The sequence below is a fragment of the Faecalicatena orotica genome, assembly GCF_905197545.1.
Classification (GTDB): Bacteria; Bacillota; Clostridia; order Lachnospirales; family Lachnospiraceae; genus Faecalicatena_A; species Faecalicatena_A orotica.
Map to the genome: position 1 here is coordinate 514,751 of NZ_CAJJZH010000001.1, position 25,103 is coordinate 539,853.

The 25,103-nt window shown below is 44.9% G+C and carries 24 protein-coding genes and 1 pseudogene; 23 read left to right on the top strand and 2 right to left on the bottom strand.

Going from position 1 to position 25,103, the window contains the following annotated elements; genetic code table 11:
* Positions 1-20 precede the first annotated feature (20 nt).
* From lon to ytvI, 3 genes are read left to right on the top strand one after another with little or no spacing between them, the layout of a single operon-like run.
* Positions 21-2,366: an endopeptidase La gene (gene lon / locus ABIN22_RS02250; protein WP_346906287.1), complete on the top strand. Its 2,346-nt coding sequence runs from the start codon at positions 21-23 to the stop codon at positions 2,364-2,366.
* Entirely contained in the window at positions 2,363-2,965 is a 603-nt protein-coding gene (gene yihA, locus ABIN22_RS02255; RefSeq protein WP_346906289.1) for a ribosome biogenesis GTP-binding protein YihA/YsxC, read from the top strand. Before lon ends, yihA begins: the two co-directional genes overlap by 4 nt.
* A gap of 2 nt (positions 2,966-2,967) precedes the next feature.
* On the top strand, positions 2,968-4,092 hold the full coding sequence (gene ytvI, locus ABIN22_RS02260; protein ID WP_346906291.1) for a sporulation integral membrane protein YtvI: 1,125 nt from the start codon (positions 2,968-2,970) through the stop codon (positions 4,090-4,092).
* Between the two features lie 50 nt (positions 4,093-4,142).
* On the opposite strand, the gene ABIN22_RS02265 is transcribed toward ytvI, so the two are convergent.
* Complete coding sequence (locus ABIN22_RS02265) at positions 4,143-5,498, bottom strand: MATE family efflux transporter (RefSeq protein WP_109729842.1); 1,356 nt, start codon at positions 5,496-5,498, stop codon at positions 4,143-4,145.
* A gap of 344 nt (positions 5,499-5,842) precedes the next feature.
* Between ABIN22_RS02265 and ald the strand changes: the two genes are divergently transcribed.
* Complete coding sequence (gene ald, locus ABIN22_RS02270; RefSeq protein ID WP_346906293.1) at positions 5,843-6,970, top strand: alanine dehydrogenase; 1,128 nt, start codon at positions 5,843-5,845, stop codon at positions 6,968-6,970.
* Between the two features lie 122 nt (positions 6,971-7,092).
* On the opposite strand, the gene ABIN22_RS02275 is transcribed toward ald, so the two are convergent.
* Complete coding sequence (locus ABIN22_RS02275) at positions 7,093-7,554, bottom strand: hypothetical protein (RefSeq protein ID WP_346906295.1); 462 nt, start codon at positions 7,552-7,554, stop codon at positions 7,093-7,095.
* Positions 7,555-7,827: 273 nt separating this feature from the next.
* Between ABIN22_RS02275 and ABIN22_RS02280 the strand changes: the two genes are divergently transcribed.
* From ABIN22_RS02280 to rbsK, 19 genes and pseudogenes are all read left to right on the top strand, one after another.
* Complete coding sequence (locus ABIN22_RS02280) at positions 7,828-8,742, top strand: dihydrodipicolinate synthase family protein (protein ID WP_346906297.1); 915 nt, start codon at positions 7,828-7,830, stop codon at positions 8,740-8,742.
* Positions 8,743-8,744: 2 nt separating this feature from the next.
* The gene (locus tag ABIN22_RS02285; RefSeq protein ID WP_346906299.1) at positions 8,745-9,752 is read left to right on the top strand and encodes a DctP family TRAP transporter solute-binding subunit; all 1,008 of its coding nucleotides are present in this window, start codon (positions 8,745-8,747) and stop codon (positions 9,750-9,752) included.
* 103 nt (positions 9,753-9,855) lie between these two features.
* Positions 9,856-10,296 carry a TRAP transporter small permease gene (locus tag ABIN22_RS02290; RefSeq protein ID WP_146203247.1) on the top strand — a complete coding sequence of 147 codons (441 nt, stop codon included), beginning with the start codon at positions 9,856-9,858 and terminating at the stop codon, positions 10,294-10,296.
* 6 nt (positions 10,297-10,302) lie between these two features.
* Entirely contained in the window at positions 10,303-11,601 is a 1,299-nt protein-coding gene (locus tag ABIN22_RS02295) for a TRAP transporter large permease (protein WP_109729499.1), read from the top strand.
* Between the two features lie 97 nt (positions 11,602-11,698).
* On the top strand, positions 11,699-12,343 hold the full coding sequence (locus ABIN22_RS02300; protein ID WP_109729498.1) for a bifunctional 2-keto-4-hydroxyglutarate aldolase/2-keto-3-deoxy-6-phosphogluconate aldolase: 645 nt from the start codon (positions 11,699-11,701) through the stop codon (positions 12,341-12,343).
* A 43-nt stretch (positions 12,344-12,386) separates the two neighbouring features.
* Positions 12,387-13,880, top strand: a complete 1,494-nt coding sequence (locus tag ABIN22_RS02305; RefSeq protein ID WP_346906302.1) for a gluconokinase — start codon at positions 12,387-12,389, stop codon at positions 13,878-13,880.
* A 34-nt stretch (positions 13,881-13,914) separates the two neighbouring features.
* On the top strand, positions 13,915-14,868 hold the full coding sequence (locus ABIN22_RS02310; RefSeq protein ID WP_182440622.1) for a phosphoglycerate dehydrogenase: 954 nt from the start codon (positions 13,915-13,917) through the stop codon (positions 14,866-14,868).
* Between the two features lie 82 nt (positions 14,869-14,950).
* A complete protein-coding gene (locus tag ABIN22_RS02315) occupies positions 14,951-15,826 on the top strand; it encodes a MurR/RpiR family transcriptional regulator (protein WP_109729495.1) in 876 nt (291 codons plus the stop codon).
* Positions 15,827-15,967: 141 nt separating this feature from the next.
* Positions 15,968-16,318 (top strand): PadR family transcriptional regulator, encoded by a 351-nt coding sequence (locus tag ABIN22_RS02320; protein ID WP_109729494.1) that lies wholly within the window; start codon positions 15,968-15,970, stop codon positions 16,316-16,318.
* Positions 16,308-16,973, top strand: coding sequence for a permease prefix domain 1-containing protein (locus tag ABIN22_RS02325; protein WP_346906305.1), 666 nt, complete (start codon positions 16,308-16,310; stop codon positions 16,971-16,973). Before ABIN22_RS02320 ends, ABIN22_RS02325 begins: the two co-directional genes overlap by 11 nt.
* 9 nt (positions 16,974-16,982) lie before the next feature.
* Entirely contained in the window at positions 16,983-17,915 is a 933-nt protein-coding gene (locus ABIN22_RS02330) for a DUF4097 family beta strand repeat-containing protein (protein WP_346906307.1), read from the top strand.
* A 285-nt stretch (positions 17,916-18,200) separates the two neighbouring features.
* Positions 18,201-18,335: pseudogene (locus ABIN22_RS02335) on the top strand (LacI family DNA-binding transcriptional regulator); the annotation flags it as partial.
* 102 nt (positions 18,336-18,437) lie between these two features.
* Entirely contained in the window at positions 18,438-20,129 is a 1,692-nt protein-coding gene (locus ABIN22_RS02340; protein ID WP_346906626.1) for a PfkB family carbohydrate kinase, read from the top strand.
* Positions 20,130-21,113 (top strand): nucleoside hydrolase, encoded by a 984-nt coding sequence (locus tag ABIN22_RS02345; protein ID WP_118619169.1) that lies wholly within the window; start codon positions 20,130-20,132, stop codon positions 21,111-21,113. It abuts the gene before it with no gap.
* A gap of 30 nt (positions 21,114-21,143) precedes the next feature.
* Positions 21,144-21,716, top strand: a complete 573-nt coding sequence (locus tag ABIN22_RS02350) for a hypothetical protein (protein ID WP_346906309.1) — start codon at positions 21,144-21,146, stop codon at positions 21,714-21,716.
* 12 nt (positions 21,717-21,728) lie between these two features.
* On the top strand, positions 21,729-22,526 hold the full coding sequence (locus tag ABIN22_RS02355) for an energy-coupling factor transporter transmembrane component T family protein (RefSeq protein WP_346906311.1): 798 nt from the start codon (positions 21,729-21,731) through the stop codon (positions 22,524-22,526).
* Positions 22,527-22,538: 12 nt separating this feature from the next.
* On the top strand, positions 22,539-23,399 hold the full coding sequence (locus ABIN22_RS02360) for an energy-coupling factor ABC transporter ATP-binding protein (protein ID WP_346906313.1): 861 nt from the start codon (positions 22,539-22,541) through the stop codon (positions 23,397-23,399).
* Positions 23,389-24,183, top strand: a complete 795-nt coding sequence (locus ABIN22_RS02365) for an energy-coupling factor ABC transporter ATP-binding protein (RefSeq protein WP_346906315.1) — start codon at positions 23,389-23,391, stop codon at positions 24,181-24,183. Before ABIN22_RS02360 ends, ABIN22_RS02365 begins: the two co-directional genes overlap by 11 nt.
* A 9-nt stretch (positions 24,184-24,192) precedes the next feature.
* Entirely contained in the window at positions 24,193-25,086 is an 894-nt protein-coding gene (rbsK, locus tag ABIN22_RS02370) for a ribokinase (RefSeq protein ID WP_346906317.1), read from the top strand.
* The last annotated feature ends 17 nt before the right edge of the window (positions 25,087-25,103 follow it).

The window sequence follows — 25,103 nt, forward strand, 5'->3', positions numbered from 1 at the left end:
TACAGGCAGGAGGAGACGTAATGAAAAGTGAGAGGCGAAGCCTTCCGATGGTTGCGCTGCGCGGCATGACAATTATGCCGGAGATGATTGTTCACTTTGATGTGAGCCGCCAGCGTTCCATAGCAGCTATTCAGGAGGCTATGGTAGAAGACCAGAAGATATTTATGGTAACACAGAAGGATATAGAGACAGAGAATCCCAAAAAGGAGGACCTGTTCGAAGTGGGGACAGTGGGGACGATCAAGCAGATCATCAAGCTGCCCAAGCATATTGTAAGAGTACTTGTTTCCGGAGAGACAAGGGGCATACTAAGCACAATCGAGTATGAGGATCCGTATATGCGCGCTGAGGTGGATGTCATTGATGAATCTGACATCACGATTCCCGAGGACCTGAACGGACAGGCGATGGAGCGCGGACTGAAGGATATGTTTGTTGACTTTGCGGCAAAGAACGGAAAGATGTCCAAGGAGGCTGTGGCACAGGTGCTGGAGATACAGGGACTGAAGAAGCTTGTAGATGAAATTGCTGCAAACACTCCCCTTTATTATACAGACCTGCAGGAAATCCTGAACGAGACGGATTTCTGGAAACGGTATGAGGCGCTTGCATTCAAACTGGTAAATGAAGTCCAGATCATGGATATCAAAGAAGAGATCCAGATGAAAGTAAAGGAAAGGGTCGATAAACACCAGAGGGAATATATTCTGAGGGAACAGTTAAAACTAATCCGTGAGGAACTCGGCGAGGATACAACGATATCCGATGCAGAAGAATTTGAAAAAGCGGCAAAAGCGCTGAAGGCGCCGAAGGAAGTAAAGGAAAAGCTGGAGAAGGAGATCGGCCGTTTCAAAAGCTCCCTGAACAGCCCTGCCGAGAGCGGGGTCATCAGGACCTATATCGAGACGCTGCTGGAAATGCCCTGGAATAAGGCGGTAAAAGACAGCAATAACATTGAGTTTGCACAGAAGGTGCTGGATGAGGACCATTACGGGCTGAATCAGGTAAAAGAGAGGATTCTGGAATTCCTTGCAGTGAGATCTCTCACGAAGAAGGGGGAAAGCCCGATCTTATGTCTGGTTGGGCCGCCGGGAACAGGTAAGACATCTATTGCAAAATCGTTGGCAAGGGCCCTGAAGAAGCCATATGTAAGAATCTCTCTGGGAGGTGTGCGTGACGAGGCAGAGATTCGCGGACACAGGAAGACCTACGTGGGGGCAATGCCGGGAAGAATAGCCAGTGCGATGAAGACTGCCGGTGCAAAGAACCCGATCATGCTTCTGGATGAGATCGACAAGGTAAGTACAGATTATAAAGGAGATACATTTTCCGCACTTTTGGAGGTGCTTGACAGCGAGCAGAACAGCAAGTTCCGTGACCATTATCTGGAAGTACCGCTGGATTTGTCCGAGGTCTTGTTTATTACAACTGCGAATACGCTTCAGACAATCCCGAGACCGCTTCTGGACCGGATGGAGGTCATCGAGGTCAGTAGTTATACGGAGAATGAAAAGCTGCACATTGCAGTGGAACACCTGATTCCAAAGCAGCTAGACAAACACGGCCTGAAGCCGGAACAGCTGACGTTTAGTAAGCACGCAATCTGGAAAATGGCACGCAACTACACAAAGGAAGCCGGCGTCAGACAGCTGGAGAGAGAGATTGGTAATGTCTGCAGAAAAGCGGCAAAAGAGATCCTGACAACGCAGAAAAAGGGAATTGCGGTGACAGAGAAGAATATCCATAAGTATCTGGGAAAAGAAAAATATACGTACCAGATGGTCAATGCAACAGACGAAGTCGGTATTGTAAGAGGGCTTGCATGGACCAGTGTAGGCGGGGATACCCTCCAGATTGAAGTCAATGTCATGCCGGGAAGCGGAGACATCATGCTGACAGGACAGCTCGGCGATGTGATGAAGGAATCCGCACAGACGGGCATCAGCTATATCCGCTCTGTCAGCAGAGAGTACCAGATTGCAGATGATTTCTTTGAAAAGCATGATATCCATGTACATATCCCGGAGGGAGCAGTTCCGAAAGACGGCCCTTCTGCGGGTATTACGATGGCGACGGCTATGATTTCCGCGATTACCGGACATAAAGTAAGGGCGGATCTGGCCATGACAGGTGAGGTGACACTGCGCGGAAGAGTCCTTCCGATCGGGGGGCTGAAGGAGAAACTGCTTGCTGCAAAGAATGCCGGAATCAAGACAGTACTGATCCCGAAGGAGAATGTGGCAGACGTGGAAGAATTGTCTTCAGAAATTACGAAGGGACTGGAGATTCTTCCGGTAGAGCATATGAACGAAGTATTAAAGACCGCCCTGTTGGCAGACGAACAGGAAGACAGGAGAGATGTATGATAATCAGAAGTATCAATTTGGAGACGGTCTGCGGGATCACAAGCGTACTGCCGGACAATGACAAGCCTGAGATTGCATTTGCAGGCAAATCAAATGTCGGGAAGTCCTCCCTGATCAATGCCCTGATGAACAGGAAATCCTATGCAAGGATTTCCCAGACACCGGGAAAAACGCAGACAATCAATTTTTATAACATCAATGAGGAGATGTATCTTGTAGATCTTCCGGGATACGGGTATGCAAAAGTATCAGAGAAGGAAAAGGCACAGTGGGGAAAGCTGATTGAAAGATATCTTCATGGTTCCAGCCAGCTGCGCGCGGTATTCCTGCTGATTGATATCCGCCATGAGCCATCCGCAAATGATAAAATGATGTACCGCTGGATTGTGGACCAGGGATTTGCCCCTGTTATAATTGCCACGAAGCTGGACAAACTAAAGAGAAGCCAGATACAGAAACATGTCAAAATGGTAAGAGAAGGACTGGATCTGGTTCCGGGAACAAAAATCATTCCTTTTTCCTCCGTTACCAAACAGGGCAGAGATGAAATCTGGGAATTCGTTGAAACGGAGTATTTGGACAGACAAGAGGTGGAATAAGTATGGAGAAAAAAAGGCCTTACTGGCAGGTAGCTGTAAGCCTTATCTTCAGCCTGATTGCAACGGCTGCGTTTGTTATAATCGGAATCAAGGCGATTGGTTTCCTGATGCCGTTTGTAATAGGCTGGATCATTTCTGCAATCGCCACACCGCTGGTCAACTGGCTGGAGAAGCGGTTAAAGATTGTAAAAAAGCTGGGGTCTGCGCTTATTGTCATCATTGTGCTGGCACTCATCGTGCTGGTTCTGTATTTTGCCATTAGCCGTATAACAGCAGAGATCGGAGATCTGGTCAAGAATTTTCCAGAGCTGTACGCACAACTGGAAAAGGGACTGCGGCAGATCGGGGATACATTGTCCGGCGCATTTTCCAGACTTCCGGAAGGCATTCAGAACGGCTGGAACACAGTTGTGCTGAATCTGGATGAATATATGGGAAATCTGGTTTCAAAAATCAGCCAGCCGACAGTGACTGCGGCGGGCAATTTTGCCAAGAGCCTTCCTTCCTGGCTGATTTCTTTTATTGTGGCAATTATGTCAGCTTATTTCTTCACCGTACAGAGAGAGGAAGTCATAAGCTGGCTGAAGAAAGTATCACCTCCGTCTGTTGAAAAGAGGATGAGTCTGGTCATGGACAATCTGAAATTTGCGGTGGGGGGATACTTCAAGGCGCAGTTCAAAATCATGGGAGTTGTGTTCCTGATACTTTTTGCAGGTTTTGCGGTTCTCGGTGTCCATTATTCCGTGCTGGTGGCATTTTTGATTGCATTTCTTGACTTTCTCCCGTTTTTCGGGACAGGGACGGCCATGATTCCCTGGGCGCTTTATAAGGTCCTGACAGGGGATTATAAGACAACGGTAATGCTCCTTGTCATCTATGCAGTGACCCAGCTCGTGCGCCAGCTTCTGCAGCCGAAACTGGTCGGGGATAGCATGGGGATGAACCCTCTTGTAACGCTGCTTCTGCTTTATATCGGCTATAAAGTAAGCAGTGTACTGGGAATGATCCTTGCCGTTCCGATCGGCATGGTGCTGATTAACATGTGCCAGGCGGGCGCGTTTGATTATATTCTTGACGATGTGAGAACTCTTGTAGAAGGGATACTGGGACTCAGAGAGACCGATTAAAAAAATACCGCAGAATGAAGTTCATTTTCATTTTGCGGTATTTTTGTATGTCAGGATTTCTTATTCTTCCAGAGCCGGTGCATGAACAACATCAGCCAGACAGGAAGTATGATACCTTTTATAATACTGGATATGGTAATACTCCACCAGATTCCGTTCAGTTTCAGCACAGTTGCAGAGAGCAAGACTGCCAGGGGGATACGCAGCAGATTGAACGTGATCCCGGTGAGGGAAGGCGGCATGGATTTGCCGAGTCCCTGAAAGGTTCCTGCAGAGGCAGCCTCTGTACACATGAAAAGCTGGGACAGTGCAAGGATACGGAGGTAATCGACGCCCATCGGTATGACATCCGGCTCTGATATGAAGAGGCGGAACAAAAATTCAGGGAAGAGCAGCAGTGCAAGTGTGGTGAATACACCCCAGATTCCCATAATCCTTAGTGCCGTAAAATAGCCTTTCCGGACTCTTTCATTTTTTCCGGCCCCGTAATTCTGGGCCGTGAATGCATTGACCGAACTTCCGAACCCTTCCGCGGTCATCCATGAGATAGATTCGATCTGGCTGCCGACCTTCTGTACTGCCACGGCTGCATCGCCCCATCCCGCGATCAGTCTTGCTATGATCATCGAGATGGCTGTGAAGAAAATATTCTGTACGGCAGCAGGCAGACCGATCAGCAGAATCTCTTTGATATAACGGAAATCAGGCCGGTGGAAAATCTTAACCTTTGAAAAAATGACAGGGTCTTTTCGAATCCGCATGATATAGATCACAAATACAATAACCTGTGCGAATACCGTTGCAATGGCGGCTCCCTTTACACCCAGTACAGGAAGCGGGCCAGGGCCAAAGATCAGGATCGGATCCAGAACCAGATTAATGAGGAGCCCTGTCGTTGTAGACCAAAATGTGGTGATACTGTTGCCCATCGCAGTCAGCAGTCCGGTCAGGATCTGGTTGATGAAGTTAAAAACAATGGCTCCACATGTAATGATCAGATACCATTGTGCATTGCGGATGACCTCCGGGCTGTTCAGCCGGAAGAAGGCGACAAGCGGCACATGAAAAACAATAGAAACGGCACCGTACAGAAGCCCCAGAATAAGGCCCATCCAAAGCGCGGCAGATGCATAGCGTACAGCCTCTTCATTCTTACCCGCACCCAGCGACTGGGCGGTCAGGACCTGTCCCCCCATGCGGGCAAGCATAGTAAAACCGGCCGAAAGCCATATATACATGCCGGCAGCCCCCACTGCGGCAACGGCATTGCTTCCCAGGCGCCCGATCCAGAGCATGTCCGTCAGGTTATAAGCCATCTGGATCAGCGAAGTCCCCATAATCGGGAGCGCGAGCCGGGCAAGTGAGCCGGCGATCGGCCCGTTCAGTAAATCAACATTTTTTCTCACTGTAGTAAATCCCCCTAAATAATAAATATTGACGAATAATATGATGCCAGGGTCAAAAGGTCATACAATGCATGCTCGCATGCAATTGGATGACTTTGGGACCCGTAAAACATGAGAAAGTAGCCCGATCAGGGCGGATTTCGAATGTTTTTAGAATTTCGGGAGCACGAAGTGCGGAGAAATTCGTAAGCATCAGGGGTCAAAACACCTTTTGACCCCAACATCATAATATTATAACACCATATATCCAGATAAGCATAGCTTTCCCCAAAAAGATTTTGTATAATAAAAATAAAAACAGAAAAATCAGTAACGGAATCTCTATGAGAAAGGCGGAAAGTGCTATGAGAATCGGTTGTGTGAAGGAAATCAAGAAACAGGAATACCGTGTAGGAATGACACCGGATAATGCAGGAAGTTACGTCAATGCCGGACACGAGGTATATGTAGAATCCGGACTGGGCGTGGGATCGGGGTTTCCAGATTCGGAATATGAAGAGGCCGGGGCAAGAATTATGGGTACGGCAAAAGAGGTCTGGGATATTTCTGAAATGATGGTGAAGGTAAAAGAGCCACTTCCGGAAGAATATCCACTGTTCCATGAAGGATTGATCCTCTACACATACCTCCATCTTGCGGCGGATAAACCATTGACGGAAGCACTGCTGGAATCAGGAGTAAAAGGGGTGGCTTATGAAACACTCATGGAAAGGGACAAAAGCCTGCCGCTCTTAGCGCCTATGAGTCAGATTGCAGGACGACTGAGTGTACAGGAAGGGGCTAAGTATCTGGAAAAAATGTATGGAGGGGAAGGGGTGCTTCTGGCAGGGGTCCCAGGGACTCCAAAGGCAGATATTGTCATTATAGGCGGAGGATCCGTTGGAACAAACGCGTGTAAGATTGCAGCCGGTATGGGGGCAAATGTTACCATCATGGACGTGAATACCCAGAGACTGCAATATTTGGATGATATTTTCGGTGCCAGAATCCAGACACTGGTTTCCAATGATAGAAATATAGAAAAAGCATTGAGAAATGCGGACCTCGTAATCGGATGTGTACTGATCCCCGGAAAAGCTGCCCCAAAGGTCATTAAGAAGAAATACCTTCAGCAGATGAAAAAAGGTGCCGTGATTGTAGATGTGGCAGTAGACCAGGGCGGATGCTGCGAGACGACAAAGATGACTTACCACAATGACCCGATTTATACAGTGGACGGTGTTGTTCACTATTGTGTCGGAAACATGCCGGGAGCGGTGCCGAGAACTTCAACCATCGCACTGACCAACGCCACCCTGCGTTATGGGCTGGAGATTGCTAAGAAGGGTCTGGAAGAGGCATGCAGGGAGAATGAAGTGATTTATTCTGCTGTGAATACTTATCTGGGGAAGGTGACATATCAAAATGTGGCGCTGAGCCTTGGAATGGAGTATACAGATATAAAATCACTTTGCATGAACCCGGGCCGGTAACAATTGAATATTCGCTTTTCAGACGGTTATGAGAGCGGCCGGATTTACAAATTTAATGTAAATCCGGCTGCTTTTATAATGAGCTAGTCAGATTATCAATAAAAAGGAGTGGTACAGTGACTTTATATTTTAATGACTGGGGTAACGGATATAGCTCCCGAAATATCGATATTTCTGACCGTAGGCGGATACGTCAGATGGAAAGAGAGCGCTGCTTCCTGTGTAAGAGCCTCATTGGTAGTAAAGCTTCCCGAAGCCGTAGCATTTCGGCCCACGCTTCCGGCCGGCGCATAGGAGGCGTAAAGCAGGCGGAGGGAGTTATTAATCTTAGGAATGATCTGCATATATCCATCGGCTTCCGGTATGGCCAGGAATAGGTAGTTTATCAGGTAGAGATAGCCGGGAGGGAGGATGATCTGGCTGTCCTGTTCCAGACGAATCTGCTCCCCTTCCTGAAAATAAACCAGCATAGGGAGTTCAGAACCCGAAGGCGGGCTGGACTGGACCGCAAACTGGGCGAAAAAGCGGCGTCCATCATCTTCCCCACAGGGAGGTTCGGGCGGATTTGGACAACAAAATTTCATAGAAATACTTCTTTCTTTTTCTTTTTAGTATATTAGCCTAGATATAGAATGTTACGTGGAGGAAGGATATGATTGTGTGTCGTGATTATTTTATAGTATAGATTTAGAAAATCAACTATGATTTCTTAACAAATCTACCGTTACTAAATTGTGAATTTTGACGAAAAGTAGTATTAATACATAAATTGATAAAAAATATATTGTAAAATTACTACTAACATGATAAGATTCAAATGTAGTTAAATTACATTTTAAAAAGTGAGGTAGAGAAATATGATTACATTAGTCAGAAAATTTGAAGGAATCATTGTTGCAAATTTAACACCGTTTACTGAGGAAGGCGTGTTAGATGAGACTGCTTACCGGGAACATATTGAATTTATGATCGAACGTGGTATCCACGGATTGTTTCCGATAGGAACGATGGGGGAGGGAATCAACATTCCTCTGGAGGAGAAAAAGCATATCATTGATGTTCTGGTGGATCAGGTAAAGGACCGTGTAGATATCATCGTACAGGGTACCTGTGTAAATACAGCTGAGAGCATAGCATTTGCCAGATACTGTTATGAGAAAGGTGTTCATGCAATGGCACTTATCACTCCGTGGTTCTATCCTTATGATGAAGAAAACCTGTATCAAAATTTTTCAGCCATTGCCAGTGCAGTTCCTCAGATGCCAATCTTCATTTATAACAATCCGGACAGGGCAAATAATAAGTTGTCAGTGAAGTTATACAAGAGACTGGTACAGACTTGTGAGAACATTGTTGGTGTAAAAGACAGCAGTAAGGATATGGTCTTGTTTCAGGATTACATAAATGAGCTTCCAAAAGAGGCAATCGCCATCAGCGGATCAGATGGACTATTTTACCTTTCCTTGTGTGCAGGTGCAAAAGGAATCGTGACAGCGATTGCTAATTCTCATCCCGAAATTTTCGTTGCTCTGTGGAACGCATACAATGCGGGAGACAAGGATCACGCATGTGAAATCCAAAAAGAAATTAACCAGATGAGAAGTATCTTTAAAATCGGGCCATATGCATCTGGTTATAAATATGCAATTGAGAAGAGAGGACTTAAATTCGGTGGTTTCCGACTCCCGGTCAGAGACTTGAACGAAAAGGAGAAAGAAGCATTTGAAAACGCATATAGTTCTGCGGAATTTATCAAAAAATGGGAGAGATAAGAATGAAAAGATGGATTGTGTGTTTGTTATCAGCTTCTCTGGCGATTAGTATGCTCTCAGGATGTGGAGTGTCAGTAAAGGGAAAATCCTATTCAATCAAAGTAGGATATGGAACTAACCCCGGCCATCCAATTGATCTGGCATCAAAGGAATTTGAAAAAAGGGTGGAAAAGGAAGCAGGGGAGATGGGATATGATGTAGATGTACAGCTTTTCCCTTCCTCACAGCTTGGCTCGGAAAAAGAAATGATAGAACTGTTACAGATCGGAGCACTGGATATGTGTCCGACAACGACTGGCCCGCTTGGACTTTTTGAACCTTCATATCTTGCATTTGACCTGCCGTTCCTTTTCCTCAATACCGATCAGGCCGACAGGGTGCTGGATGGCGAAATCGGAACCGAGATGCTCTCTAGCATGGAGGATATCGGTATAGTAGGACTTTCCTGGTGGGAAAACGGGTTCCGCGAATTGACGAACAATAAACGAAAAATTGTAAAACCTGAGGATTTGAAAGGAATCAAACTGAGGACCATGCAGAATGATGTGCATATTGATTTCTTCCAGAAGCTTGGAGCCGCACCGACCCCACTTGGATTTGGTGAAATATACACTTCACTTCAGTCGAATGTTATTGATGGACAGGAAAATCCACTTTCAATTATTGCAACGAATAAGTTCTATGAGGTCCAGCCATATACAACGATATCAGATCATGTATATTCGCCTGTCCCGGTCTTGTACAGTAAGGCGCTTCTTGAGGATCTGCCGGAGGAACTGCAGGAAATTGTAACGAAAGCCGCATATGATGTCCGGATTTATGAGAGAGAAGCGGGGCGCACACAGGAGCAGGAATATATTGATGAGATCGCTCAGAAATCTGATATTTATATACTTACAGATGAAGAAAAGATGGCCTTTCAGGAGGCCGCCCAAAGCACATATGTGAAATTTGAATCGGTAATTGGAAAGGAATTTATGGACAGAGTAATTGAAGAAGCACAAAAATAAAACGGGGAGCAGCCGCTTCAGGAGCGTGAGCCACAGCGGCAGATCCGGGAAAGGGAAGCAGGGTTAAAAAGTGAAAAATCAGGTAAAAAAGGTTGAAAATATAATGTTAATGATTTTGGGTCTCTCCATGACACTGATTATGTTCATAAATGCATTGGGACGGTACATACTAGGGGATACATTTCTCTGGGCAGAAGAAGTCATACGCCTTCTTTTTGCATGGGCAATGTTTATTGGAATCACCGATCTGTTTATAACGGGCGGTCATATCGGGTTTGATGTTGTTTCTAACAGGAACAAAACGACCAGAAAAGTCTGTGCAGTGGCTGCGTATGCTGTACTGATTATCATAGGCTGGAATTTGATGGTATATGGTGCCGGAATTATCTCTGTAATCGGAAAGATTCCGCTGCCTGCCACAAAACTGCCGGGAGCCATGTTTTATATACCGGGAGTAATTGCAGGTGTAGTCTGGATATTTATTGGAATTTGGGGAATCGTTAAGACATTGCGTAAACAGGAAAAGGACAGGCAGGAGGAGTAAAAAGATATGAGTACACTGTTATTATATTTGGGCATTTTTGCAGTATTTTTTGTGATTGGTGTACCAATCGTATTGTCACTGTCTCTATCTGCAATTATACTGCTGTATTTCAGTGATGTACAGGTACTGGTATTTGCACATCAGTTTATTAAATCAATGGATAACTATTCTCTGACGGCTATTTTCTTTTTTATTCTGGCAGGCGAGATTATGAACTCAGGCGGGATGACAAAACGAATTATTGCCGCAGTTTCAAAAAAGCTGGGAAATATTCCCGGAGGGCTTGCAATGGTTGCAGGTGTCAGCGCCATGATATTTGCAGCGATTAACGGTTCTGCCATCGCTACGGCAGCGGCTATCGGTGCAATTATGATTCCGGCCATGCAGAAACAAAAATATGGATCTGCATACAGTGGGGCAGTGGTGGCAGCAGGCGGTGTTGTAGGGCCCATCATTCCGCCCAGCATACCGGTTATCCTTTATGGCTCTATTACCGGAGCCGCAATACCGAGCCTTTTCGTAGGGGGGATGATACTGGGTCTTCTGATTACTGCCGGCCATGTGGTCCTGAGTTATATTATTGGGAAAAAGCGCGGATACTATGTTCCCAAAAGTGCAGTAAAAAATATGGGAAATGTTATTGATGTGGAAGAAAATGAATCAAAAGGCGTCATCTGGGCAATTATGCTTCCGATATTTATCATGGTGACAATCGTAGCAGGAATCTTTACTGCAACGGAAGCAGCAGCCTTTACTGTAGTTTATGCATTTATTATTTCAAAGTTTGTATATAAAGAACTGAAGCTTGAAGGCATCACACAAATCTTTGAAAGATCCATGAAGTCTACAGGAACTGTTATGGCAATCGTAGGAAGTGCGTCAGCAGTTGCCTGGGTACTGACATATAACCGTGTACCACAGCAGGTTGCTGACTATTTATTAAAATTTGCGGATTCTCAAATGGTGTTCATGTTGATCGTATTTATACTGTTGGTTATTGTCGGGATGATCATGGACCTGACACCTGCAATCTTGATACTTGCACCGATTTTTATTGCTCCGGTGACTCAGTATGGAATTGATCCGGTGTATTTTGGAGTGATTTTCCTTGCAATTCTGACAACAGGGCTTATTACACCTCCGGTCGGGACACTGATTTTCACGGCGTGCGGAATGACCAAGAAGACATTTAGCGAGGTGAGTAAAGAACTCATCCCCTATACAATTGTCACATTTGCGGTTATTTTGATTGCAGTATTCGTCCCACAGATTATAACATTCCTGCCAAATCTGCTTTATCAGTAAAAGCAGTCTGGATGAGGTAAGGTATTCTTTTTACTTTAAAATATGTGCCCTTTCAAGAAAACTATTGTAAATTTATGAAAGATATAGGAGAATGAAAATGAAAAAAGAAGAAATATTAAAAAAAATAAAAGAAAATGGATTAGTTGCGGTCGTGCGTGCGGAACACGCGGATGAGGCAAAGAAGATTACAGAAGCCTGCATCGCGGGAGGCTGCGCCTCAGTAGAGATTACATTTACAGTGCCGGGAGCACATCGCATCATTGAAGAACTGGCAAAAACATATAAACCGGAAGAAATTCTAATCGGTGCAGGAACCGTTTTAGATGCACCTACGGCAAGAATTGCAATATTAAGCGGAGCCCAATATATCGTAAGCTCCAGTTTTGACAGAGAAACTGCGATGCTCTGCAATTTATATAAAATTCCCTATATGCCGGGGTGTATGACCCTGAAAGAGATTTCTGAAGCGTTAAAATATGGTGTGGACATCGTAAAAATCTTTCCGGGCAATGTCTTAAAAGTTGATTTTGTGAAAGCCGTCAAAGGTCCCATGCCACAGGCTGAAATGATGCCGTCGGGCGGTGTGGATGTTGATAACGTAGAAACATGGATTAAGGCAGGCTGTGTTGCTGTTGGCGCAGGCGGAAGCCTGACAGCAGGAGCAAAGACAGGTGATTATGGGGCAATTACTGATCTTGCGAGGCGGTTTTCGGCCAATATCAGAGCAGCACGCCAGAGTTAGGTAACCATAAAAGAATCCGGTCAGGAAGAGAGGTAAAAAATATATGAGTACAAATGTCCTTGCGTTGGATATCGGAACATCAAGTGTGAGAGCCATGATTATCGATGAAGAAGGAAATATCCTGCATAGAGAGCAGACCAGATACGATGTCATTCTCGTGAGTAAGTATATGCAGGAACAGTCTCCGGGTGAAATTGAGAAGTATTTCAAAGATACAGTCAGGGCCTGCGTTGAGAATGCCGGAGTTGACAGACAGAGTATTAAAGCGATGTCATTCAGCAGTCAGATGTATAATATTTTTCCAGTCGATATAAACGGACATCCACTGTATCATATGATTCTCTGGTCGGATTCCAGAAGTGACGAACAGGCAGAAAGACTTTCTATGATCTATGGAAAAAGTTATCTCTATGAGGCAACCGGCTGTCCTTTGAACTCGATGTATCCTTTATCCAAGATTATGTGGCTCAGGGAGAATGAACAGGAGATTGCAGCGAAGGCTTATAAATACATTTCGATTAAAGAGTACATTATGGAAAAAATAATTGGTGAGTATGTTGTAGATTACTCGATGGCATCAGGAAGCGGGCTGTTCAATATTCATCAGTTGGAATGGGACAGCCGTGCCCTGAGTATGATCGGAATTTCAGAGGAGCAGTTATCCTGCCCTGTTTCAGGTGCAGCAGTATTTGAGTTCAGAAATCAGGAATTGAGAGAAGAGCTGGGGCTTCCATCAGGAATAAAAGTTGTACCGGGCGGAGGAGACGGGCCACTTGCAAATCTGGGGAGCGGAGCTTCAAAAGAAGGAGTCATCAATATTGACTTGGGTACCTCCGGAGCTGCAAGGGTTCTGACATCTGTCCCGGTGGTGGACAGTGAGCAACGGATGTGGACTTATGCCGTGACAGATCATATGTGGGTATATGGTGGGATCTTAAGTAATGTGGGAAATGGATATCAGTGGATGATCCGGAATATTGCAGAATTTGCGTATGCAAAGAGCTTTGATGAGATTTTTGATGTGGTAGACAAAAAGCTGTATAAACTTCCCCCGGCCTGCGATGATCTTTTATTCCTGCCCTATCTGATTAAGTGCAGAAGTCCCTACTGGGATGATAAGGTGAAGGCAACGATTTACGGGCTGACTCATGAGCACACTCTTGTAGATATTGTAAAGTCATATCTGGAAAGTATTGGGTTTGATCTGTTTTCGCTTGTAAATATTATTCATGAACAGGTGAAAATATGCCCGGACTTGATTCTTACCGGTGGTCTTTCCAGAACAAAAACGATGTGCCAGATGCTTGCAGATATACTGGGGAAAAAGATTATTACGCTCAATATGGCGGAAGGTTCTATTATGGGTGCGGCTATCTTTGCCCTCTATGGGATTGGTGTACTAAAGGAACTGTCACTTGAAAAAGAACTGGCTGTGGACTTTGTATATCAGCCGGATATTGACAAACATATTTCATATCAGAAAAAATATGTGAAATACATAAGACTCAGAAATGCAATGTATAACATTGAATTATAGAAAGTTTAATGCCTGGCAGAGCCAGGAGGTAAATATGTATAAAGTGTTAGTAACTTCAAAATCATTTGCAAGATATAATCCTGAAATTATTGAGGAACTTAAGGAGAAAGGAATTGAAATTGAAAGAGCATCTGTGAGCAATATGTCAAGTGAACAAATAGCAGAGGCAGTTCCAGATTATGATGCACTGGTCTGCGGAATAGACAGGATTGATAAAACGGTTCTGGAGGCAGGAAAGAAGCTGAAAGTCATACATATGAACGGTACCGGGGTGGATCATATCGATGTTGCGGAGGCATCAAAGCGGCATATCTATGTGGGAAACTGCCCGGGAGCCAATGCGCAGGCAGTTGCAGAACTGAATCTGGGGATTTTGCTGTGCGAGGCAAGGAAAGTTGTAAAACATTCCCGCCTGATTGATCAGGGGAGATGGGAAAGAGAGGTAGGGGTGGAGATTTCCGGGAAAACGATCGGAGTGCTTGGACTGGGAGCTATTGGAAGGCGGTTTGTAGAGCTGTTGCAAGGATTCCGGATGCGTGTGCTAGCCTATGATGCAGCTCCTGATCTGAAGTGGTGTAAGGCGTTTCAGGTGGAATTGGTAGATGACGTTAATCAGATTTACAGGGAAAGTGATTTTGTCAGCCTTAACCTGCCCTTGTTGGAAAGTACACAGGGCATAATCAATGAAACAAGTTTAAGACAGATGAAAAAAGAGGTCATTATAGTCAATACCGCCAGAGGGGGCCTTATAGAGACAGATGCGCTGATTGAGGCGCTTAGGGAAAAAAGGATCCGCGGGGCGGCACTGGATGCTTTTGCAGAGGAGCCTCTGGATTTAGAATCTCCGCTTCGGGAACTAGACATAACAATGACTCCTCATATAGGGGCTTCTACCATAGAAACAATGAAGAATGTTACCAGAATCGTATCAGAACATCTGGTTGAAGTTTTGATTGAGAAGAATCCCGAACACATGCTGAATGTCTGAAATTAATTGTACTTGACAGTTTCCTGTGGTAAGATAATTGTGTAATCCCGGAAAACAGGATGACTTTGGGGAGGATTCACTTATGATCTTACATTCAAAAAATGAAGTATTACTGCGTATTCAGGAGTTGTTTGATATGTTAAGCAAGGCAGAACAGAAAGTGGCAGGATACGTTCTGGAAAATTCAGATGAGACGATGCGTCTGTCAATTGCGAGCCTTGCAAAGCAGGTCAATGTTTCAGAACCGACAGTTGTACGTTTTTGCCGAAAGCTTGATTTCGACGGCTATCAGGACTTCAAAATTGCTCTGGCACAGGGAAGCAATTATACAAATGAAACATTAAAGATTATACATGAAGAGATTTTGGAGTCCGATTCACTGCAGGAAATCTCGCAGAAGGTTGTCAACTCCCATATTCTTGCATTGCAGCAGACATTTACTTATATAAACTATAAGAATATGGAAGAACTGCTCCAGCTTTTGTGCAGGGGCGGAAAAGTAGAGTTCTACGGACTGGGTGGATCAGGTACAGTTGCCATCGATGGAGAAAATAAGTTTTTAAGGACGGGCATCAATACCTGGGTGTGTATAGATTCCCATATTCAGCTAATGCGTGCGGCGCTGCTTGGAAAGAAAGACCTAATTATCATCTTTTCAAATTCAGGGACTACAAAGCATTTTGCGGAAGTAATAAATATTGCGAAGAAAAATAAAACCAAGACAGTACTGATTACCTCGTTCAAAGAATCCCTTTTGGGGAAAATGGCGGATCTGGTCTTTGAGGTGAGGGCGAGAGAAACCTCTTACAAGCAGGAACCTTCAAGTTCCCGCGTTGCCATGCTTGCCATCATAGATGTAGTTGTAACTGCAATTGCACTAAAGAACCAGGAGCAATATATCAGGAATATCCATGAGACAAGGCAGGCATTATCTGCCGAGAAAGAAATTAAGAAATAAAGATACTGCCCATGAAGCTGAGAATTCATGGGCAGTATTTTTATTACCGCTTTGTTCATATGGATTGGTTTATTCAAATATATACCTTGACAGGCGAGGTATCATATGTTTAAATGTAAGTATAAGAAAGGAGGTATGTATATGTCAATCGCTTCAGATTTAATACGCGGGCATACAGATACTATCATCCTGGCACACCTGACAAGGGAGGACAGCTATGGCTATAAGATTAACAAGGATATTCAGGTGAAGACAAATAATAATTATGAATTAAAGGAAGCAACACTGTATACCGCCTTTCGAAGGCTGGAGGGGGCAGGGTATATCTGTTCCTATTGGGGAAACGAGAATACAGGGGCAAGGAGACGCTATTATACAATCACCCCGGAAGGGCGTCAGGCATATGATCAGATGAAGAAAGAATGGGACGAAGCCAAAGAGCTGATAGATATTCTGATCAAAAGTGGAGAGGAGAGGCAAGATGGAAGATAAACTGAGGGCATATATGGACCACCTGTTCAGGGATGTGAAGCCAACGAGAAAGACAGTGGAGTTAAAGGAAGAGATTCTGCAGAATCTGGTCGACAAATACCATGATCTGCTAAAAGAAGGAAAGACGGAGGAGGCTGCCTATAACATTGCAGTTGCAACTATCGGAGATATGGATGAACTGCTTGCAGGGCTCCAGAATGAGAATACGGATATGCAGCCTGTATATGACGAAAAGATGGACAAATGGAGGAGGAAGTCAGCACTTCGGATTTCCGTGGCAGTTGCATTGTACATTATGTGTCTGTTACCTCCGATATTGATGTCAGGAAGCGATTATGAGAACAGCATTGCCCCGGCCCTGATGTTTAGCATGATTGGTGTGGCAACAGCAATCCTTATTTATAATAATTTGACAAAGCCATATTATCACCGCGCGGATGACTCTATTGTAGATGAATTCAGAGAGTGGCAGCAGCAGACAGATTCCGCCAGAAGGGCATTCAGGGCGATCAGCAGTGCATTGTGGGCACTGATCGTTGTGATTTATATACTGATTAGTTTCTGGACGATGGCATGGCACATCACATGGGTGATTTTCCTGATTGGTGTTGCAGTTGAAGGAATTCTGAAGGCTGTATTTGAATTAAAAAGGTAGGGTGGGGACATGGATAGAAGACAATCAGCAATCATTCGGATTATAGCCTGGTCTGTTGCGGCAGCAGCGCTGGTCACCATACTGGTACTCGGTTTGACAGGTAATTTCCATTGGTTCAACATCGGATTCAGCAGCGGGTATTATTATCGGGATTCCGGAAAATATCAGGCAGGGGCCGGAAAAATAGACGGAAGCGAGATAAACGATCTTGATATTAACTGGATGGGTGGAAGTGTCAGGGTTGAAGTATATGATGGCGATACGGTTCAGTTTTATGAGAAAGCTTCAAGAGATTTGAAGGAAAATGAGCAGCTTCACTATTACAACAAAAATGGAAGGCTGATGATACAATACCAGAAGGCACAGAAAAAAATGCTGTCAATGGGAAAGAGCCTGAGTAAAGAACTGACAATAAAGATCCCGGAGGATACAGGGAAAAGGCTGGGGTATGTGGGAATAGATACCATTTCCTCAAACACACGCATCAAAGGGATTACGGCAGACAGGTTTAATCTGAATTCAACTTCCGGCGATTTCGAACTGGAAAAGTGCAAAACAGCAAAACTGGAGATGGACAGCACCAGCGGCTGCCTGACAGGACTTGACGTGACAGTGGAGGATAAGCTGAACACAAGCACCACAAGCGGAAGTGTAAATGTAAAGGGCAGCTGCCGGAAGGTAGAATCCGATACAGTATCCGGTGATGTTGTGATAGAATCCAGTACCTGCCCGGATAAAATCAGAACGGACAGTGTAAGCGGAGAGTTTATGCTGACGATACCGGAGAATGACGGATTTACTTACCATCTGGATACCGTAAGCGGGTCATTTAACTGTGATTTTGGAGTGACACATGCGGATGAACGGGGAACATATAAAGATGGCGGGGCATCCTTTAACCTTGATTCAGTGAGCGGGGATTTCACGATAAAGAAAAAATAAAGAGGCGGAAGAGGCCACTAAATAGGATGAAAGCTGAGATGAGAATATAAGCTTTCATCCTTTTTTGTGCGTTCTTTTTCCTATGAAAATATTTGAATTTTTTCATCGGCAATTTTACCAGAAACTATGGAGCGAAAAATGTTTCGAAAACCAGTGGTTTTGTTGAATGTGTCGGAAAATACTTTCGTTTAATGGAAATATTGATTTAAAATTCATAAAATGATAAGATTCAAACAACAAAAATAATTTACTAAACTTGTTGAATAACAAAATAAACGAAAGGAGGTAAAGATGAATATAAATGATATTGCGAAACTTGCCGGAGTATCAGCATCGACGGTTTCAAAAGTAATGAACGGCAAAGATAAGGATATCAGCGAGGAGACTAAGAGGAAGGTCCTGAAGGTAATAGAGGAAGAGAATTATGTACCGTATTTAAAATACCGGGAAAAAGAGGGACTGAAGAATCATTTGCTTGGTTTTCTGGTAAGAAAGGATAACAGAGAGCGGGAAGCACTTGTGATGAGCGCCGAGAAAGCAGCCCGGGAGGCAGGATTTAATCTGGCTGTCAGCTATGTGGACGGGATAAAGGAGATGAAGCAGGGTGTCGATGAGATGGCACGCAGAAAGATTGCAGGTATTCTGCTTGATTCTGAACAGCTGATCACAGGCACAAAGTTTGAAAATGCATCGGTGTATCTGTCCTGTACCAAGGAGTTTGATGAACGGCAGAAAGCAACTTTCTATTACCGGCTTTCAGAAGCGGGGAAGCTTGCGGCTGAACGTCTTATCAGGGCAGGGCATCAAAAAATAGCCTGTATTATTTACAAAAACGAAAGAAGTATTCTGAATGGATATAAACAGGCAATGCAGGATAACAATTTTCCTGTACAGCCGGTATGGATATATGAAGGAGAAACAGTTAAAGAGATTGAAAAATATGGTGTCAGCCAGTGCATGAGCGAGAATGTGACAGCGGTTGTCTGCGGGTCACAGGAAATTGCCTGCTGTGTCTGCAAGGTTCTGGAGAGAAGCCGTACGGTGATTCCGGATGAACTGTCCGTAATTGCAATCGGTGACGGCAGGCTGATGGAAATGCTTGGAAATGGAATAACCACAGTGAAGCTTCCTGCTGAAAACATGGCAAGAGATGCGGTTGAGTACCTGACTGAAATGATTCAGAATGAGAAACAAATTGAGGTTATGAGGAGATATCCGCCCTCAGTTACAGAGCGGGGAAGCATTGCAGAACCGGCCCAGACAAAGCAGGGGGAAAAGATCATCGTGGTAGGCAGCATGAATATGGACGTGACGATTGAGGTATCCAGAATTCCTGTCAATGGAGAAACGCAGATTGCCGAGAGGGTCTATGTATATCCGGGTGGAAAAGGCGGAAATCAGGCTGTCGGCGTCGGCAAACTGGGCGGTCAGGTTTATATGATCGGGTGTCTCGGAAATGATATGGACGGCAAACAGCTTTATACGAGCCTGACGGAGAATCATGTGCACATGGACGGAGTACTTTTTGATACCTCCATGCCAAGCGGCAAAGCATACATCAATGTAGAGCGGTCCGGGGAAAGCACGATTGTGGTATATCCGGGGGCAAACCGGAATTTAAGCATTTCCCATATCAACCGTTATAAATATCTGTTTGAGAGTGCAAAATACTGCCTGCTGTCTCTGGAAATCCCGGGAGACATCGCGGAATATACCATGAAATTCTGCAAGAGAAATAAAACAGAGGTGATACTGAAACCATCAGCAGTTGAAAAAATTAAAGAGGAACTTCTCCTGTATGTTGATTATTTTGTACCGAATGAGCATGAATTAAATGTATTTGTGCCAAATGGAAACAGTCTGGAGGAAAAGGCCGAGATGCTGCTTGAAAAGGGAATCGGCAATGTAATCGTTACGCTTGGGGCAAGGGGCTGTTATTTCAGGAATGCAGGGACGTCCATGTATTTTGAAGGGACAGGGTTCGAACCGGTAGATACGACAGGGGGTGCAGATTCCTTCATAAGTGCTTTGGCGGTTTATCTCAGCGAGGGCAAGAACATCATACAGTCTATAGGATTCGCGATCTATGCATCCGGCCTGAGTGTGACCAGATATGGAGTCCAGCCTGCACTGCCGGACAGAAAAGCGGTGGACATCTATGAAGAAGAGATTTATTCAAAATATTTGAAAAAGGATGAAAGGGAGGCAGGTTAAATGGTAAATGAAGAATTGAAGAAGGAATGGGAGGAGTTTGCAGGACTATCTGAGGGCGGAGTGTTTCAGAGTGAGCGCAATATCCGGATTCTGAAACGGCTGGAAAAACCCGGTGAGATCGTGGATGCTGTGCTTGATACGGATACTTACAATGAAATAGATGACCAGTATGCACTGGCATATATGCTGAAATCTGAAGAATCGGTCCGGGTAAAAGCTATCTACGCAGCACCCTTTACAAACTGTAAGTCAGACGGGCCGAAGGATGGCATGGAAAAGAGCTATGAGGAAATCAGACATGTGCTGGAACTGATGGGACGGGAGGATATGTACGGGAGTGTTTATAAAGGTTCAGAAGACTACCTGCAGGATGAACATACACCCGTGGTTTCAGACGCAGCCAGAGATCTCGCCAGGCGTGCCATGAACTATTCCGAAGAGCATCCCTTGTATGTGGTAGCGATTGCAGCCATAACAAATGTTGCATCTGCAATTCTGATGAACCCGGAGATTATCAATCGGATCGTTCTTGTCTGGCTGGGCGGAAATGCCCATGACTGGCCCAATAACAGGGAATATAATTTGTATCAGGACATTGCAGGTGCAAGGATTGTATTCGGATGCGGGGTCCCTCTCGTCCAGCTTCCGTGTATGGGTGTGGTTTCTGCATTTACCGTCAGCGGGCCGGAACTGGAAACTCATTTGCGGGGGAAAAATCCACTTTGTGATTATCTGGCAGATTTTACGGAACAAGAGGCTGTCTCATGCGGTGCAGGGAAAACCTGGAGCAGGCCGATATGGGATGTGACGGCAGTCGGCTGGCTGATTGGGAAAGACCTGATGAATGACCGGATCGAATATGCCCCGGTTCCGGAATATGACAACCGGTATTCAGTCAGGAAAGACGGCCACTTTTATAAGTATGTATATTATATCAACCGGGATAATCTTCTGGAGGACCTGGTTGAGAAGCTGACAAGATAAAAGGAAAAGGAGAAAATCAATATGAAAAAAATGGACAAATTATCAGTATTTCTGATCCCTATCGGCGTGGCACTTAACTTTATCGGAGCACAAATCGCGATGCTCCTGAAACTGCCGGTGTATCTGGACGCGATAGGAACCATCGTGGTGGGTGCCCTCTGTGGGGGACTGCCCGGCGCAGTAGTCGGTGTTATTTCTAATACCATCAATTCGATTACATATCCTACATATATCTGGTACGGGGTCATCAGTGCAATCTATGGTGTACTGGCAGCATACCTGTCTAAGCGGAAAGTATTCTGTACCTTATGGAAGTCCATCCTGGCCGCATTCTTATTTGCACTGATCGGGGGAGTCATGAACTCCTGCATTACATGGATTCTGTTTGGTTTCAACTTTGCAACGGATACAACAGCGCTTTTTGCAATTCCGCTGCATTCTGTAGTCGGGCTGCCGAAATTCCTGGCAGAAATGGTCGCAGCGATCTGTATGGATGTTGCGGATAAATTCCTGGCAATTCTGGCAACCTTCTTTATCCTGAAGAGTATGCCAAACCGGTTCCTTGTGAAACTGCGTCTTGGAAATGTTTATATCAAAAAATAAGGAGTGAAAAGCGTGGAGAAAAGTTTTATTGATTCATTTCGGGAATATCAGAAGTTTGACAATTGGTTTATCAATTTTAATCCTTTGTCAAAACTGAATATATTGTTGGCCCTCGGATTTTCCAGTATGCTGCTGAATAACTGGAAATATGGATTCAGCCTGTGTATCCTGTTCTGTATACTTGCGTTTGCAGTTGGACGGGGAAAACAGTTTATGAAACCATTCAGTGTGATTGTACTGATCTTTGGATTTTTCACACTGGTCATCCGTCAGTTTTCCGTGTCCGGAACGACGGTATTATTTGAACTGTTCGGGGTGCTTCCTGTTACAAAGGAAGCGCTCATCAACGGTTTGAACACAGCTTCCTACCTGCTTGGATTTTCCGGTGCAATCGTTTTGTTCTTTGTAACGACAGAGATGCGGGACCTGATGTATGCGTTGGAAAAAAAGGGCGTTTCGCATGAAATATCGTATATTGTGCTGGCCTCATTCCAGACAATTATTGACTTGAAAAAGAACACGGACCTGATCATGGAATCCCAGAAAGCCCGCGGCATTGAGACAGAAGGGAATGTCCTTAACAGAATTAAAGCATTTTTCCCGATTCTGGGACCGCTTGTCCTTGGAGCTATTTCAAGTACGGAAGAAAAATCAATTGCGATGGATGCGAGAGCTTTTTCCGTGAAATGCGGACACACCTTTTTAAGAGAACTGCGGCCGGTGCCGTTCCCAGAAAAGGTTGTCGTGATTCTGACAGATATTTGTTTTGTACTTCTGGTTGTATTTAAGATTTATCAGGTATTCGGATAAGGAGGATTGAAGATGGTTGTTGCAGAATTTAAGAACGTAAATTATAAGTATCCTCTGACGGATGAATATGCCCTGAAAGAAATCAATTTCCAGTTTGAAGAAGGGAAATTTTATGGCCTGATTGGCGAAAACGGCGGAGGAAAAACAACATTGTGTAATCTGATCAGAGGGCTGATTCCCCACTTTTATAATGGTGAGCTGGAAGGCAGCGCGAAGGTTTTCGGGACAGATATTAAGGAACATAATGTAGAAGAACTGGCAGTAAAGATTGGCTATGTTTTTCAGAATCCATTTAATCAGATGAGTGGGATTAAAAGTACTGTATTCGAAGAAGTGGCGATGGGACTGGAAAATCTGGGAGTTGAAAAAAATGAGATCATCCGGAAGGTGGAAGATGTGCTGGAACTGCTTGGGATAGAGGATCTGATGACAAAAAACCCGAATGAACTTTCCGGGGGCCAGCGGCAGAGAGTTGCATTCGCATCCATCATAGTGATGGATAACGATATGCTTGTTATTGATGAGCCGACCAGCCAGTTGGACCCGCAGGGGACGGAAAATGTGTTTGAGATTATCAGAAAGCTGAAACAGGCAGGAAAAACGATTATTCTGGTTGAACATAAAATCGATCTGATTGCAGAATATTGTGACGAGATTATCGTGATGGAGAAGGGACAGATTGTGTGCTCCGGCGAGACGAAGGATATCCTCTCCAGAATGGAATTACTGGATTATGGCGCCTTAATTCCTCAGGTCGCAGTCTGGGGGCATGAGATGGGCAGGGCAGGGATGCCGCTTCAGGAGATTCCGATTACAGTAGAACAGGCGGTCAGGCTTGTCAGGGAAAGGGGGAGTATGGCTGATGGCAATTGAACTTAAGGATGTTTCCTTTGCCTATCCGAATGGATATGTGGCAAATGAGGATTTAAATCTTGTTATAAAGGACGGAGAACTTCTGTCGATCGTCGGGCAGAATGGCGCGGGTAAAACGACAGCCGTGAAGCTGATGAACGGTCTGAATAAGCCATCGAAGGGGGATGTGCTGGTTGACGGCGTGAATACGAAAGAAAAAAGCTGTGCGTGGATTTCGAAAACGGTGGGATATGTCTTCCAGAATCCAGATGACCAGATCTTCAACAGTACAGCTCTTGCGGAGATAGAATATATGCCGCGTTATATGAAACTTTCAGGAGAAGAGGTGAAGAAGAGAAGCAGCAGGGCGATAGAAATGACAGGAATCAGTCATTATCTGAAAATGAACCCTCTGGATATTCCTTATGCAATCCGGAAGTTTGTAGCAATTGCCGCGATCATTGCGACACAGCCAAAATACCTGATTCTGGATGAACCTACGGCTGGTCAGGATAAGCGGGGGAATGAGATTCTTGAGAATATTATCAAAGAACTAAAAAGGGATGGAACCGGTGTCATTGCCATTACACATGACATGGATTTTGTCGCAAAAAATTTCCCGAGGATTGTAGCAATGGCACACAAAAATATTATAGCGGACGGAACTGCCAAGGAGATTTTCTGGAATTCTGCGATTGTGGAAGAATCCAGAATCAAAAAGCCGCAGATTGCGCAGGTTGCAGAGCGGCTGAACCTGCCGGGCAGCATCTTGTTCCGGGAAGAACTTACAAATGCACTAAGATAGGAGAAGAATATGGAAATAGCTGTAGTAGGAAGTATGAATATGGATATGATCGTTCATGCGGACAGGATTCCAAGGAAAGGAGAAACAATCGCGGGCGGCGGGATAGAGTACCAGCCGGGAGGCAAGGGGGCAAACCAGGCAGTTGCGATGGCAAAACTCGGGGCCAGTGTTACGATGTACGGCTGCACAGGAAATGATGCGGTTGGAAAAGAATTGATTGACCATATGTCATCGTGTGGAGTAAATACAGAAAAAATACAGACTGTGGAGGGGGTGCCAACGGGACAGGCTGTCATAACTGTCGGTGAGGGTGATAACACGATTGTGATTATAGCAGGGGCTAATGACTGTGTCAGTACAGCTTATGCAGAGGCCAACAGGGAAAGTATACTGAAAGCCGATATCATTGTCCTACAAAATGAGATACCGGAAGAAACGGTAGAGTATGTGATCCGTATGTGTCATAAATGCAATAAGAAGATCATCTGGAACCCTGCGCCGGCGAGAACACTGGACAGAGAGCTTCTGGATATGATCACCTATATGACACCAAATGAGCATGAAGCAGGAGTAATCTGGGGAGAAAAAGCAGAAAGCATGGATGACCTTCTTATGCATTACCCCGAAAAACTGGTCGTGACCCGGGGAGAAAAAGGGGTCAGCGTAAACCTTAAAGAAGAGGGGATCATTACCATTCCGGCCATGAAGGTGGATGTGAAGGACACAACGGGGGCAGGGGATACTTTAAATGGCGCCTTCTGTGTGGGGCTATCTAAAAATATGAGTGAGAAAGAGGCGCTGAGATTTGCCAATGCGGCAGCAGGGCTCTCCGTACAGAAATACGGGGCCCAGTCGGGAATGCCGGCATTGGCTGATGTGGAAAGGGTTTTGGAAGAAGCCTGACAAGAAGCAGAAACAAT

What these genes read in the sequence shown, in the direction of transcription:
- ABIN22_RS02310 (WP_182440622.1), top strand. Translation starts at nt 13,915, where the DNA reads ATGTATAAAGTGTTAGTAACTTCAAAATCATTTGCAAGATATAATCCT.
- ABIN22_RS02345 (WP_118619169.1), top strand. Translation starts at nt 20,130, where the DNA reads ATGGTAAATGAAGAATTGAAGAAGGAATGGGAGGAGTTTGCAGGACTA.
- ABIN22_RS02320 (WP_109729494.1), top strand. Translation starts at nt 15,968, where the DNA reads ATGTCAATCGCTTCAGATTTAATACGCGGGCATACAGATACTATCATC.
- lon (WP_346906287.1), top strand. Translation starts at nt 21, where the DNA reads ATGAAAAGTGAGAGGCGAAGCCTTCCGATGGTTGCGCTGCGCGGCATG.
- ABIN22_RS02350 (WP_346906309.1), top strand. Translation starts at nt 21,144, where the DNA reads ATGGACAAATTATCAGTATTTCTGATCCCTATCGGCGTGGCACTTAAC.
- ABIN22_RS02330 (WP_346906307.1), top strand. Translation starts at nt 16,983, where the DNA reads ATGGATAGAAGACAATCAGCAATCATTCGGATTATAGCCTGGTCTGTT.
- rbsK (WP_346906317.1), top strand. Translation starts at nt 24,193, where the DNA reads ATGGAAATAGCTGTAGTAGGAAGTATGAATATGGATATGATCGTTCAT.
- ABIN22_RS02295 (WP_109729499.1), top strand. Translation starts at nt 10,303, where the DNA reads ATGAGTACACTGTTATTATATTTGGGCATTTTTGCAGTATTTTTTGTG.
- ABIN22_RS02305 (WP_346906302.1), top strand. Translation starts at nt 12,387, where the DNA reads ATGAGTACAAATGTCCTTGCGTTGGATATCGGAACATCAAGTGTGAGA.
- ABIN22_RS02290 (WP_146203247.1), top strand. Translation starts at nt 9,856, where the DNA reads ATGTTAATGATTTTGGGTCTCTCCATGACACTGATTATGTTCATAAAT.
- ytvI (WP_346906291.1), top strand. Translation starts at nt 2,968, where the DNA reads ATGGAGAAAAAAAGGCCTTACTGGCAGGTAGCTGTAAGCCTTATCTTC.
- ABIN22_RS02360 (WP_346906313.1), top strand. Translation starts at nt 22,539, where the DNA reads ATGGTTGTTGCAGAATTTAAGAACGTAAATTATAAGTATCCTCTGACG.
- ald (WP_346906293.1), top strand. Translation starts at nt 5,843, where the DNA reads ATGAGAATCGGTTGTGTGAAGGAAATCAAGAAACAGGAATACCGTGTA.
- ABIN22_RS02280 (WP_346906297.1), top strand. Translation starts at nt 7,828, where the DNA reads ATGATTACATTAGTCAGAAAATTTGAAGGAATCATTGTTGCAAATTTA.
- ABIN22_RS02365 (WP_346906315.1), top strand. Translation starts at nt 23,389, where the DNA reads ATGGCAATTGAACTTAAGGATGTTTCCTTTGCCTATCCGAATGGATAT.
- ABIN22_RS02325 (WP_346906305.1), top strand. Translation starts at nt 16,308, where the DNA reads ATGGAAGATAAACTGAGGGCATATATGGACCACCTGTTCAGGGATGTG.
- ABIN22_RS02300 (WP_109729498.1), top strand. Translation starts at nt 11,699, where the DNA reads ATGAAAAAAGAAGAAATATTAAAAAAAATAAAAGAAAATGGATTAGTT.
- ABIN22_RS02340 (WP_346906626.1), top strand. Translation starts at nt 18,438, where the DNA reads ATGAGCGCCGAGAAAGCAGCCCGGGAGGCAGGATTTAATCTGGCTGTC.
- ABIN22_RS02315 (WP_109729495.1), top strand. Translation starts at nt 14,951, where the DNA reads ATGATCTTACATTCAAAAAATGAAGTATTACTGCGTATTCAGGAGTTG.
- ABIN22_RS02285 (WP_346906299.1), top strand. Translation starts at nt 8,745, where the DNA reads ATGAAAAGATGGATTGTGTGTTTGTTATCAGCTTCTCTGGCGATTAGT.
- yihA (WP_346906289.1), top strand. Translation starts at nt 2,363, where the DNA reads ATGATAATCAGAAGTATCAATTTGGAGACGGTCTGCGGGATCACAAGC.
- ABIN22_RS02275 (WP_346906295.1), bottom strand. Translation starts at nt 7,554, where the DNA reads ATGAAATTTTGTTGTCCAAATCCGCCCGAACCTCCCTGTGGGGAAGAT.